Here is a 13,011-nt window from a genome sequence, read left to right as displayed (position 1 = left end):
TAAACGCCCACATATGGGCGTTTATTTTTACATTCTTACTTTAAGAAGATTTGTTTTGCTCTTCTTCTGAATGTTGCATTGACTCAATCAAATCATGCTTATTAAAAGCTTTATATTCAGGTTTTGCCTCATAATCTTTCCAAGCTTCCTGAACACTTTCTTTCGAAATTTCTTCTAAATTGATTGGTTCACCTGCTGTTGGGGTCGCATCAAACTTCTTAGTTGTCATTTCGATTCTCCTAAATCTACATTCCTTTGTTATGCAAACAACATACCACGTAAAATAGGGCTTGTAAGCATAAATGCAACACAAATAAAGTAAGATAATTTTTATTTTTCGGCATTCTCATCTAGAATATGCCACGTATTTATCTGACTCATTTTGATGCTTGCGCACAGGAGCGTTTTTTTATGTCCAACCTCACATTGTCCCAATTTTTACAACAAGAAAAAGGGAATCTTACACCTGAGTTGGCTCAAGTCATCGACACAATTGCTGCGACTTGTAAAACCATTGATCAAGCCTTACAAAAAGGTGCCTTGGCTGGAATTTTGGGTAGCGCAGGTAACGAAAATGTTCAAGGTGAAACACAGAAAAAACTTGATGTGATTTCTAATGACTATTTAATCGATGCTTTAAAAGTCCATCCTCACGTCGGTGGTCTTGCATCTGAAGAACTTGATGATTTTACACCAGCACAAGAAAACGGCGAATACTTGGTTCTATTTGATCCATTAGATGGTTCAAGCAACATTGATATCAACATGTGTGTCGGAACAATCTTCTCGATTCTTCCTGCTAAAAATGCGGTTACACAAGCACAAGATTTCATGCAGGCAGGCACTCAACAAGTTGCTGCTGGCTATGTGTTATATGGCCCATCAACTATGATGGCTTTAACAGTTGGAAACGGTGTAGCTTTCTTTACGTTAGATCCAGAAACTCAAACATTCTTACTTACCACAGAGAATGTTCAAGTATCAGCAGATACTCAAGAATTTGCTATTAATGCATCTAACCAACGCCATTGGGAACAACCAGTAAAACAATATATTGAAGAGTTACTTGCAGGTAAAACATCTGTACGTGAAAAAGACTTCAATATGCGTTGGGTCGCATGTATGGTGGGTGATGTTCACCGTATTTTATGCCGTGGCGGTATTTTCCTTTATCCATATGACTTGAAAGACCCGAAAAAAGCTGGTCGTTTACGTTTAATGTATGAAGCTAACCCAATGAGTATGCTCATTGAACAAGCAGGCGGCGCATCAACTACTGGCCGTGTACGCATTCTAGAGATTGAACCTACAGAACTTCATCAACGTGTTCCTGTGATTATCGGTTCTAAGAATGAAGTTGAACGCGTAACAAGCTATCATTAATAATTTAAATTACACAGGGCGTCATAGTATGATGACGCCCTTTTGGATATTTCCTTATGGCGGTTATTTTTTTAGAATCAAAAGACAATGCAAAAATTAAACATTTGCGTGGTTTAATTGAACTCAATAGCGCCCGAAAAAAGCATCAACAAACAGTTCTTGAAGGTACCCATCTTTGTCTAGCTTGGTTACAACAACAGAAAAAACTCTTTTCGTTGTTTACGACTGAACAAGCCTTAGAACATCCCGATTTAAAGAAAATCATTGAACTTCACCAAGGTCATGTCTTTATTATTAGCGAAGTTTTATATAAAGATTTAAGTACTTTAGGTAATACTCTTCCTTGCTTGGCTATTATCGATTTACCGAAAACTGCGTCAACCATTGACTATAGCGTAGATACGTTAATTCTAGAAAATGTACAAGATCCGGGTAACGTAGGTACATTGTTACGTTCAGCGGCAGCAGCAAATATAAAACAGATTATTTGCACACAAGGCTCTGCCTCACTTTGGTCTCCACGAGTTTTAAGAGCAGGTATGGGGGCACATTTTAGCCTGTCTTGTTTTGAAAACTTTCAATTGACCGATATTCTTCCTAAATTTGATATTCCTGTTTTCGTTACAAGCTCTCATCGCTCGACTAGTCTTTATTCAAAAGACCTTTCAAAACCATGTGTTTGGATTTTAGGCAATGAAGGACAAGGTGCAAGTGATTATGCTTTAGAACATGCACAATCAGTGACTATACCGCAGCCCGGTGGTCAAGAGTCATTAAATGTAGCCATTGCAGGATCAATTTGTTTTTTTGAAATGGTTCGCCAACGCCAATAAAACGTTAATTTATTTTACATCGCTCATATTTGTGAAAAAAATCATTTACACTACTAAAAAATAGCCGATTGTTGTCAACCTCCCACCTCTTTTCAACGTTATATAAGAGATATATTGAAGATAAGGTGGGTACGTCCAATGACAGGATTTTCCATCTCCATGGATTTAGCACCGAAAAAGTCTCGATCGGAAGCATCTAGTGCTCATGCCAGCACGGCTGAGCAACGCCTAAAGGTTTTCATGCAAGATGTTACTGGTCGTGCTTTAGTGATGATGGAAAGTGCTACCCAAGGACAACAAGGCATTGCTATGGACTTGGTTCAAGAAGCATTTATTGCTTTACACAAGTCTTACGCCGATCGAAGTACTGAAGAATGGTATCCCCTATTTTATACTATTCTAAATAATAAACTTCAGGATTGGCGCCGCAAAGAAGCACGTCGGGCAAACCCATTTTCATTCTTCAAAAAAGTTAGTCTAGACAATGATGATGAAGAAATCATTGATATTGTCGATGAAAAAGCAATCAATCCAGCAGATTTTCTAGATCAAGCAGTGACCATAGAAGAGATCCAGGAAGCGATTGCAAAACTACCTGTTCGTCAACAACAAGCTTTTATGTTACGTGCGTGGGAAGGTTTTGATACCCATACTACAGCGCAAATTATGAACTGTACCGAAGGTAGTGTAAAAACCCATTATCATCGAGCAATTCAGGGACTTAGAGAGTATTTAGCGCATTTAAATCCCATGGGAGGTTCCAATGAATCATGATGATTTCACTAAAAAGGTGACATCCAAACTCGATAGTTTGGCCCATCACCATAAAAATAAAACAGTGGTGATGAATCATGTGCTTGACCATATCCAACAAAAACCAGCCTCTTATTATAGTGTCTGGAAAATGACTGGTTTTGCACTTGCAGCAGCGATTACTGGTTTTGTTATTTTACCAAATTCAGTAGATATGCTTGATAAGCCACAAAATCAAGTCGTTGTAAATCCTAAATTATCGCCACAAATGGTAGAAGATTTAGAAATGCTCATGGTGTTGGGTGAGGATAAAGTTCAACATGGTAGCTAAAAAGTTAGCACTTATCCTTTGTTCATTAAGTTTCTTGCAAACAAGTTTTGCAGGTTTCGAACGTTTCTGGATTTTTTCGAAAGATGCCAATACGCAAGTAGATGATACTTGGAATGCTCTATCTGAAGAAGAGCAACGAGCTGTAATTAAACGTTATCAAAGCTTAAAGGAATTACCATCCAACCAAAGTGCTAACTTGCAACAACGTATGGATTGGTTTAACCAGCTTCCAGATGCAGAAAAGCAAAAAATGCGTGAAGCCTGGCAAAAAATGAGTACACAAGAACGTAATGATTTACGTCAACGCATGCTCAAAGCAAGTGCTGATGAAAGAACTGCTATACGTGAAGAATATATAAATAAATATTTAGAACACTAAACCCGTATTTAACATTTATCTTTTTTAAAAATAAAAAGTTACTAACAAATAAAAAGCCTCCTAGTAGAGGCTTTTTATTTTTTTCATCACTTACGATAACGTCTATAAGCAATTAAACTTAGTAGTGATACGATAGAAAGAATTCCAATACTTCCACCACCCCCACCACCACGTGAATCATCAGTTGTGGTTGCTGTACTTACCAACTTAATAGTACCCTCATTTGAGATTTTACCATCAGCATCATATACATAATAAGTTAAGGTATCGTTGAAGGTATTAAATACATTACTAGCTTGAATATAGATATTACCACCATAACAAGTATTATCTTTATCATTATTAGGACATGGACCTTCTCGATCCGCTTTTACTACTTTAAAAATACCATCTTTTGAACTTTTACTTGGAAGATAAATTGGTAGCTCAACACCTTTATCATTGACCCAAAATTGAGGCTTATTAGGTTTTGTTTGAAGAGTATTCGCTGGTCCGTCCCCATCATCATTTGCATATTTAAGTAAATTTATAGGGATAATTTCATTAGCCAAATATTTAAATGAAACTGTTTCATCAGTAGCTACAGGAGCAATGTTATCAAAACGAGCCTCTAATAAACCTGTCGATTGAATAGAACCATCTTTAGTACTTACTGTATATTTACAATAGTTGTAATCACCTGCTTGGGTAATTCTGTCATCTAAACGATAAAATATAATTTGCTGTAAAGCAGAGTTCCATTCACATTTAAGTATATTCTCTTCTTTATCCTTAATATTATAAACTTTATCGTCTATTAAACCTGTTCCAATAGTTTCAACATTAATATTATAATCAGTTGTATTAAAGAATTTTAATGTGTGATTAGCACCCTCATTAGGTAAAGGCAATCCTTTAGCTTTCAAATCTATATAAATAGCACGATACTTTGCATTTGCTTTAGTTTGATCAAGAAGATTTTTATATTCTACCGATCTTATTTTTAATACTGGCCATAAATATGAAAAAGCTTGGTTCTTAAGATTTTCTTGTACATTATCATATCGAGTTTGATATGTAGAAATTCGATCAGTAAAAGAATCATTGCCTAAATCTTTTATATCTCCAGCAGTCAGTTTCATTAGCTCAATCGAACCAATATCACAACTATTCTTGATACCTGACTGATAATATAACTTATTAGTTACAGATCTAATAAGCCCCCGTTGGTCTAGAGTTATACAAGTATCTTTACCATCAGGATCTACATCTATCAAATCATTTTGTGGAGATGAGGTGTTATTTAATGGGTAATAAACAGGTAAAAAGCCTGTTTCTGGCGAAGCAGAACTTTGCGGTTCTAATAACGAACTAAAAGGAATATTCGCAATATCAATAGTTTTATTAGATGAGGTAAGTGCTTCTGTTGGTAAATCACATTTTTCAACGTTATTCGTTAAATTTAATGCATTAAATGATAGTGTAAAACCAGAATTTTTTAGGTCCGCAGCAGGCCCCACTAAATAACGACAAGCGTAACTACCTAGATTGTACCCTATTAAATTAAACCTTAATTCTTTTATACCCAAACTATCATATAAGAAGGTAGTATGTGCAGTGTTCTCAACAATCGTATTATTCTGTAAATTTAAACTACTACTTCCGCTCAGTATAGTTGAGGGATTAGTTGTACTTCCAGGAACGGCATCTCCAGTAAATTTTAGAATACTACCATTTATCTTATCAGCGATATTTTTTGCAATCGTATTAATTGTCAATATGGCGTTTGGTTCACCACAAAATTCAAATGTACTCTTAGAGTTAAGCGAACCATTTTTGAAAATACTTGAAGACGTTATAGTGATATCACGTTTAGCATAAGCTGGTTCTTCTTTACAACTCATCGCTAAAACACTACCGGTAACAGCTTGATTACCCTGTAGTAATGAATGGCTTATTGATAAGTTTACCCCACTCCCGCCCAGAAAAATGGCACCACCTTTTGGAGCTTGAGAATTTAAAATTTGGGAATCTAACAAGGTGACATTACCACCTGCATAAATAGCCCCGCCTTGGGTTGAAGCTATACCATTTTCTAAAATAATATTTTGTAAAGTTAAAGCCTTTTTATTCTCTGCAGTATTAAATATGCGTGACTTACCCGCAGCATTAATACGTGTTTTAAGTTCTGGTAGAGCAGGATAATCATTTGTTAGAGGGTTTTTTTCTGTCCAATTTTTATCCTCTCCGCGCTCTCCATAACCATAGATAGAAATATTTGCATTTGGTACTAATTCTTTATTTAAAGTATAAGTCCCTGCTTTTAACTGAATAGCTTGATTATCATCTAAGCTAAAAATAGTACATCCATAGTCTGATTTACGTGTAGCTGCAACTTTAATTGCTTCACGTAATGAACACGCATTTGGATTTTCACCATCTTCGTCAGCAAAAGTTGTAACCTCAATCCGTTTATTTGTGCTATCAGCAAACAATGGCATGGTCGCAAGTATAGATAACGCCAATAATGCTTTTTTATAATTTTTCATAGTCTTCATCCTTGATTATGACTTAAAGCGACGTAACGCAACCAACCCCAGTAAACTTAAAATAAAACCAGCCCCTATACTTCCCCCCCCACCAGAGCTGACAGATTTATCTTCAATTCCAGACAAAGGTTCCTGTACAATTCTTGTAGGAATAGTAATGTATTGGAACTCGACTCCTTCATTAAATCTTGAAATACTTGTAACTACCTGAATACTAAAAATATCTGCACCATGCCAATTACCATTTGGTGTATAAATTACATTTCCATTCTGATCTATAGTTACAGTACCTTTCGAAACAGGTGTATCAGTACTTTGTTTTATTTTCAAACAGCCAGGTTGCCATTCTTTACCATCAGGACGTTCACCGAATAAACGCTTACACGTGGCAGGTGTAACCAAGTCTGCTTCACTTAATGAGCCTAAAATACTAAACTTTGCAACCTGCCCATATCTAATATCCTGACCAACTGAAGAGATATCACTATTTAGGATATATTCAATTGCGCCTAAATCACATAACTCATCATAACCAGTACGTCTTTTTCCACGCTGATCTAAAGTTTCACAACTTGCCAAGCCTACAGAAGTACCATCACTGTACAAACGGCCTTTATTAATAATAAGTGAATCAGCTAAAGTATTATAACTTTCAAGTAACCGTGGCTTAAAAAAGCCCAAGAAACTATCCTTTGGCGTATTAAAAGGACATAACAACCCATCCTTTGAAGCTACATCACAAACTCCCTCATCTGTACTACCAGCAATTAATTTCTGATTGGCAGGATAAAGAATATTTGGAACTTTTACTGAAGCGTTACGATTACATTCTGTAGTCACTAAATTACTTTGGATAATTGCTTTATCAGTTGAATTAGCCTGACAATTAATTGTATTTCCAACTAATATACTATTTGAAATTGAAGCATTGCCTTGTGGAGCTTCAAGGAATAATCCTTTGTCATTTTTAATCATCGTAATATTATTAACAAACATCCCATCTCGAACATTCGTAATAAAACCACCTTTATTATGAAAGACCGTACTATTGCTTAATCCTATAGCACGTTGAACTACATATTCTCCAGTACTTTCATCATCAAATGAATCTTGACTGAAGAAGAGTGAACCACTTGTATTACTAACTTCATTATCACGAATTACCGATTGAGTAATTAGAAATAATGGTTGCTCACTATAGATTACCCCACCTTGGGTTGCTTTATTATTCTGGATAAGGCTATTTACAATATAAACAAAACCAAAGGTTCTATCACTTTTTGAGGCAAACCCTTGATTGTAAATCACTCCACCTTGATTCGCATATCCACCTGTTAAACGAGAGTTTTGAATAGTCAATTTTTCATGGTTTAAAATTAAACCACCTGTTAACTCTTTAGAATTTGCACCTGCCCCTTGTAAGTTAAGATCACTCAACAAAACCGAAAATGATGCTTTTTCAACACTCTCATCATCAATTTTAAATAGCTGATCTATACCTGCCATTTTAATGGTTGCATTATGAGAACCGGGCTGATCAGTATCAACTAATGTAGAATCGTTTTTTGCTGTACTAATTGTAAGGGGTGCTGTAATCGTTATTCTGCTATTTAACGTATATTCTTTATCGCGCTGTAAAATAATATTTGATGAACTATCTTTATTTCCACAGCCATGATACCCATCTTTTACTGAGGCAACCACGGTAGAATCACTTGAATTACGCTTATTTATTAGTTCTACAGCCTCACGTAATGAGCATACTGTATTATCAACATCTTCATCAATTGTAGTTGTGACTTCAATATCAGCAGAATAAGCGTGCCCAGCAGCAGCCAATAATGCAAAAGCAATGCTCCGTTTGAGCATACCCTTCTCCTTACCTATTTTTTTCATTTTTCTTTGTCAATATTGCAAAGTTTCCACTTTTGCAACCGCATCCTTTGTGCGTACTTTGTCACAGGAATCAGAATTTCTCAAGATGTTTTGATCGGTCTATAGCGTCATTTTCGATAGGGAACTTTCTAAATATTTGTACAATTAAAGATCTATTGATATATGAAAATTTTACTTATAAAAATTTAAAAGTATTTTTCAAGGTTAAAAGAATAAGTAGCTCATGATTTTTATAGTAGGGAAAGTCTACTTAGGCTAATAAATTAAAAGTCCAGAAGCTAGAAAATTATTATTGTTGATATTCATCAATTAAAGCATAGATTTGTCTTAACGTTGCATTTGAAAGTTTAGTCTTCTCACCTTTAAGGAGTTTTTCTAATTGTGCTACGGTTTGCAATAGAACAGAAGCTTGATGAGGCCCATGTAAAAGTAAATAGTCTACAATCTGCTGATCAAAATGGATCCCACGTCTAGCCATTACAGAAGTGACTAAAGCATAGCGGTCAGCATATAAACTTCCGCTCGGCACTTTTACACTCACTGCTTGTGTAAGTCGCGATTGTAAATCTGGTAACTCCAACTTTAATTCAATCGGTGCAACACGTGAAGAAAATACAAGTTGTCCTTCATGGTTATTCATTAAATGAAAAACAGCTTTTTGCCAGTGAGGCACCCCACTAATTGACTCAATATCATCTAAAGCCACCAGATCATAGTGCTCTAAGCAAGTAATTGCCTCAATTGGAGCATCGAGAAGTTCAAGCAAAGAAACTTTAATTGCAGATTTACCGACCTCTAAATAAGAATCACAAATCGCTGAAAGCAAATGGCTCTTGCCTGTTCCTGCGCCACCATAGATATAAAATCTATTTACTAGACCCGCATGTAGTTGTCGCACTGCATCCACTACATGCCCCCAACCTGGTCCCGAAAAATCACTGATTCGGGCATCAAGTTGAGGTTCTATATCCAGTTGGAGTTGACGCATATAATGAATTGGCCTTGAAATTATTTCTGATCTGAAAGATTCGGGGTATCTGTATCTTGCTGTTTTTTAACTTCAAGATCAAGTTTAGTATTTTCAGTTTCTACATGAAGTTGCTCAATATTACCCTCTTGGATTAATAATGTAGAAGATGGAGCATAGAATGAACTCCGTTCGTAATTTTCTCTGAGGTGTTTTAAAAGCACTACAATGACAGCCGCTACAGGTAATGCAATTAACATTCCTAAAAATCCAGCCAATTGAGCCCCTGCTAAAACAGCAAATACAACTGCAACAGGTGAAAGACCAATTTTATCACCGAGTAGGAATGGCTGCAGAATATAGCCCTCTACTGCCTGCCCAATCATAAAGACTACGCCAACAAGTAATAAGTGTGTCCAGTCCATTCCAAATTGGAACAAACTTGCAATAACCGCTGCAATAATCCCGACTGCAAATCCTAGATAAGGAATAATACTGGCAAGACCTGCCACCATACCAATAATTAGGCCGACCTCTAGTCCAATTAATTGTAAGCCTACTGCATAAACTACACCGAGCAAAAGCATAACAAGGAACTGACCTTTAACAAATGCTCCTAACACGCTATGGCATTCACGGACGATTTGTAAGGTCGTAGCCTCATATGGCCGTGGAATGAGACGACGTAAGTTTTGTAACATACGGTCCCAGTCTAATAAGAAGTAAAAAGCAATAATTGGGATTAAAACAACTGTTCCACCAATTTGAATAAAATTAAGTCCTGATTGTGCAAGCTTTAATAAAACTGCTTGAATACTATCGGCACTGTAATTGGTCTGAACATAATCCATCACAGCTTTGGACATTTGATCGGTATCAATTTCCATTTGCTGGACATGGAATGTCGAAGAAATCCACGGTAATAGCTCTGCATTAATCCAATGGATCCCCGCTGGAATACTGTCTCGAGCGTAAACAAGTTGTTTCCAGATCAGTGGAACCAGGTACCATAATGCAACGGTTAAAGTTACACCTATACCAATAAAAACAATACTAATTGCCAGCCAGCGAGGTATCTTAATTTTTACTAGAACTTCGACTAGTGGACTAAATAAATAAGCCAGGAAAAAAGCACCAATAAATGGGATGACCACAGGCTTGAGCAAGTATAATACCCATACCAGCAATACAATACCTGCGAGTAAGAAAATACGGCGCAGTATACGATCTTGCATAAAATCTAGCCTTTTTTGATTTAATCGTTATAAATGGAAAAATATTTTTATTAAAGATAGCATTTTCGAGCATAAATAACATAAGAGTTTCGTATATTCAGGTTATAATCTGCCGCCAATGCGGAGACTTCATTTATGAGCAACTCAACTTCTACCCCAAATACCGGTTTAAGCTACAAAGATGCGGGTGTTGACATTGAAGCGGGCGACGCACTGGTCGATCGTATCAAGTCAGTCGCTAAACGTACAACTCGTCCAGAAGTAATGGGCGGACTTGGTGGCTTTGGTGCACTATGCAAAATTCCTAAAGGTTACGAAGAACCTGTTTTGGTTTCTGGAACTGACGGTGTAGGTACTAAATTACGTTTAGCACTTAACCTTAATCGTCATGACACAATCGGCCAAGATCTTGTCGCTATGTGTGTAAATGATCTTTTGGTTTGTGGTGCAGAACCACTATTCTTCCTCGACTATTATGCTACTGGTCACTTAAATGTCGATGTAGCTGCAAACGTAGTTACTGGTATCGGTAAAGGTTGTGAACTTGCAGGTTGCGCACTTGTAGGTGGTGAAACAGCTGAAATGCCTGGCATGTATGAAGGCGAAGATTACGATCTTGCTGGTTTTGCCGTAGGTGTAGTTGAGCAAAGCAAAATTATTGATGGCTCTAAAGTAAAATCTGGTGATGTACTTATTGGTGTTGCATCAAGCGGTGCTCACTCAAATGGTTATTCATTACTACGTAAAATCTTAGATGTTAAGAATGTAGACTTAACTCAAGTAATTGATGGTCGCCCTCTTGCAGATGTAGCAATGGAGCCAACACGTATTTATGTAAAACCAGTTCTAGAGCTTTGCAAACAAGTTGATGTACACGCGATGGCACACATCACTGGTGGCGGCTTACCAGGCAACTTACCACGTGTATTACCAAATGGTGCCCAAGCTGTAATTAATGAAGCTTCTTGGGAATGGCCAGAATTATTCAAACTTTTACAACGCGAAGGCAATGTAGAACGTTTTGAAATGTACCGTACCTTTAACTGTGGTGTAGGTATGGTCATTGCTGTTGATGCAAATGATGCAGAAAAAGCAATTGAAGTGCTTAATGCTCAAGGTGAAAAAGCTTGGAAAATCGGACATATCCAAGAAAATGCTGAATCAGTGGAAGGTGCAGACGAAAAAATTCGTGTGATCTTTGAATGATGAAAATTGCTGTTCTAGTCTCTGGGAACGGCAGCAACTTACAAGCCTTGATAGATGCAAATCTATCAGGGCAAATTGTAGGTGTACTGTCTAATAAAGCCGATGCTTATGCCCTAGAGCGTGCTCAAAATGCCAATATCGCGACAGCCGTAATTTCTCACAAAGACTTTCCTAGTCGTGAAGATTTTGATGAAGCTATGCATCAGCAACTTATCGCATGGCAAGCTGATGTGGTTATTTTAGCTGGCTTTATGCGTATTTTAACTGCTAACTTTGTCGACAAATGGCAAGGTAAAATGCTTAATATCCATCCTTCATTATTACCTGCCTATAAAGGCGTTAATACACATCAACGTGTATTAAATACGGGGGATCGATTACATGGCTGTACCGTTCACTTTGTGACTTCTGAACTTGATGCTGGTCAAGCAATTGCTCAATCTGCCATTGAAGTAAAAGAACATGACAATGTTGCATCCTTGGCCGAACGTGTACATAAACTTGAGCATTTTATTTATCCTCAAGTTGCAGAGTGGTTATGTAATGGCCAGCTCACATGGAAAAATGGACAAGCCTATTTCCGCAATCAAATTCTTGAACACCCTATCCGTTTTGCATCTTGGTAAAAGTTTGCTTAACGTCAATTAAAAAAGGACATGCATGCATGTCCTTTTTTTTGCGAAAGCTTTATTAGCGTGAATTACGGTGAATAAGTTCCTTAATATAATTCACTGTATCAATCGGATGCTCTAGAGGGAACATATGCCCTCCTTCAACTACACTAAATGGAATCCCCATTTTACGTTTTGCCATTTGAGGAAAACCTCTTTTTAAGAAGGCACTCTCTTTTCCTACAACTAAATGTACTGGCATTTTCGGTTTTGGCATGGGTAACCACCACCAAGAAGGGTTTTTACGGAAAATCGCAACTTCATCTTCACGGGAAATAGTTAACGTTACACCACCACGTACCGAGTCTTCTTTCAAAGCATAGTCAATGTAGGCTTGAAAGCAATCTTCATCAAAGTCTTTATAAAAACCTTTTGGACGTAACAATGCAGCTGCTTGCTCACGTGATTCCCAATGCTCGCGACGACGTGCAGATAAACCCGCTGGTGTCATATCATCAACTATTTTGGGTTTAAATAATTTTGCCATATGAAAAGCAAAAGAATATCTACCCAAAATAAGAGGCGGATCTAACATGATCACTTGTGAGAACAGCTCAGGCCGTCTAAAAGAAGCCATTAAAGTTAAAACTGAACCGAGCGAATGGCCCAGTCCAATCACTTTTCGCCCCTTCGCTTGACGTACAATACTATCAATTACCTGATCAACCAAAAAAGGCCAATGATTGGTAATCGGATAACGTTTGTCAGGTCCAATGAGTGGAACATAAATTACGTCATACTCATCTTTTAATTGATCAAACAATTTTTGATACACCATAGATGGCACGCCGTTGGCATGCGCAAAGTGTATAACCGGTTTTACTGACAT

General features: G+C 37.1%; 13 protein-coding genes. 7 read left to right on the top strand and 6 right to left on the bottom strand.

What is annotated here, in order from left to right:
* Positions 1–40 precede the first annotated feature (40 nt).
* Positions 41–229, bottom strand: coding sequence for an NF038105 family protein (locus NQ782_RS09925; RefSeq protein ID WP_000208542.1), 189 nt, complete (start codon positions 227–229; stop codon positions 41–43).
* Positions 230–411: 182 nt separating this feature from the next.
* Here NQ782_RS09925 and NQ782_RS09920 point away from each other — a divergent pair, with 182 nt between their 5' ends.
* The 5 genes from NQ782_RS09920 to NQ782_RS09900 all read left to right on the top strand — a co-directional run bounded on the left by NQ782_RS09920 (position 412) and on the right by NQ782_RS09900 (position 3,679).
* Positions 412–1,383 (top strand): class 1 fructose-bisphosphatase, encoded by a 972-nt coding sequence (locus NQ782_RS09920; RefSeq protein WP_000067971.1) that lies wholly within the window; start codon positions 412–414, stop codon positions 1,381–1,383.
* Positions 1,384–1,439: 56 nt separating this feature from the next.
* Entirely contained in the window at positions 1,440–2,216 is a 777-nt protein-coding gene (locus tag NQ782_RS09915) for an RNA methyltransferase (protein WP_000268346.1), read from the top strand.
* Positions 2,217–2,375: 159 nt separating this feature from the next.
* Positions 2,376–2,990 (top strand): RNA polymerase sigma factor, encoded by a 615-nt coding sequence (locus NQ782_RS09910; protein ID WP_000362312.1) that lies wholly within the window; start codon positions 2,376–2,378, stop codon positions 2,988–2,990.
* Positions 2,980–3,300, top strand: a complete 321-nt coding sequence (locus NQ782_RS09905) for a hypothetical protein (protein ID WP_001015075.1) — start codon at positions 2,980–2,982, stop codon at positions 3,298–3,300. Before NQ782_RS09910 ends, NQ782_RS09905 begins: the two co-directional genes overlap by 11 nt.
* Positions 3,290–3,679 carry a DUF3106 domain-containing protein gene (locus NQ782_RS09900; RefSeq protein WP_000225917.1) on the top strand — a complete coding sequence of 130 codons (390 nt, stop codon included), beginning with the start codon at positions 3,290–3,292 and terminating at the stop codon, positions 3,677–3,679. The genes NQ782_RS09905 and NQ782_RS09900 overlap by 11 nt, the downstream gene beginning before the upstream one ends.
* An 86-nt stretch (positions 3,680–3,765) precedes the next feature.
* Here NQ782_RS09900 and NQ782_RS09895 read toward each other — a convergent pair whose 3' ends face one another.
* The 4 genes from NQ782_RS09895 to cxpE all read right to left on the bottom strand — a co-directional run bounded on the left by NQ782_RS09895 (position 3,766) and on the right by cxpE (position 10,305).
* Complete coding sequence (locus NQ782_RS09895; protein WP_057094515.1) at positions 3,766–6,207, bottom strand: CSLREA domain-containing protein; 2,442 nt, start codon at positions 6,205–6,207, stop codon at positions 3,766–3,768.
* Positions 6,208–6,222: 15 nt separating this feature from the next.
* A complete protein-coding gene (rbtA, locus tag NQ782_RS09890; RefSeq protein WP_057094517.1) occupies positions 6,223–8,076 on the bottom strand; it encodes a rhombotarget A in 1,854 nt (617 codons plus the stop codon).
* A 316-nt stretch (positions 8,077–8,392) separates the two neighbouring features.
* The gene (gene hda / locus NQ782_RS09885; protein ID WP_001249536.1) at positions 8,393–9,091 is read right to left on the bottom strand and encodes a DnaA regulatory inactivator Hda; all 699 of its coding nucleotides are present in this window, start codon (positions 9,089–9,091) and stop codon (positions 8,393–8,395) included.
* A 20-nt stretch (positions 9,092–9,111) separates the two neighbouring features.
* Complete coding sequence (gene cxpE / locus NQ782_RS09880; RefSeq protein WP_001153980.1) at positions 9,112–10,305, bottom strand: chloramphenicol efflux transporter CxpE; 1,194 nt, start codon at positions 10,303–10,305, stop codon at positions 9,112–9,114.
* A 135-nt stretch (positions 10,306–10,440) separates the two neighbouring features.
* Between cxpE and purM the strand changes: the two genes are divergently transcribed.
* Both purM and purN read left to right on the top strand, forming a co-directional pair.
* Positions 10,441–11,511 carry a phosphoribosylformylglycinamidine cyclo-ligase gene (purM, locus tag NQ782_RS09875; RefSeq protein ID WP_000071984.1) on the top strand — a complete coding sequence of 357 codons (1,071 nt, stop codon included), beginning with the start codon at positions 10,441–10,443 and terminating at the stop codon, positions 11,509–11,511.
* Positions 11,508–12,137 (top strand): phosphoribosylglycinamide formyltransferase, encoded by a 630-nt coding sequence (gene purN / locus NQ782_RS09870; RefSeq protein WP_000975534.1) that lies wholly within the window; start codon positions 11,508–11,510, stop codon positions 12,135–12,137. The genes purM and purN overlap by 4 nt, the downstream gene beginning before the upstream one ends.
* 64 nt (positions 12,138–12,201) lie before the next feature.
* Here the strand turns inward: purN and NQ782_RS09865 are convergent, their stop codons facing one another.
* On the bottom strand, positions 12,202–13,011 hold the full coding sequence (locus NQ782_RS09865) for an alpha/beta fold hydrolase (RefSeq protein WP_000114071.1): 810 nt from the start codon (positions 13,009–13,011) through the stop codon (positions 12,202–12,204).

Origin of the sequence: Acinetobacter sp. BD54, from assembly GCF_044778325.1 — a bacterium.
In the GTDB taxonomy this organism is placed as follows: Bacteria; Pseudomonadota; Gammaproteobacteria; order Pseudomonadales; family Moraxellaceae; genus Acinetobacter; species Acinetobacter baumannii.
Note: the sequence above shows the minus strand (reverse complement) of the source record. Positions and strands in the feature narration are given on the sequence as shown.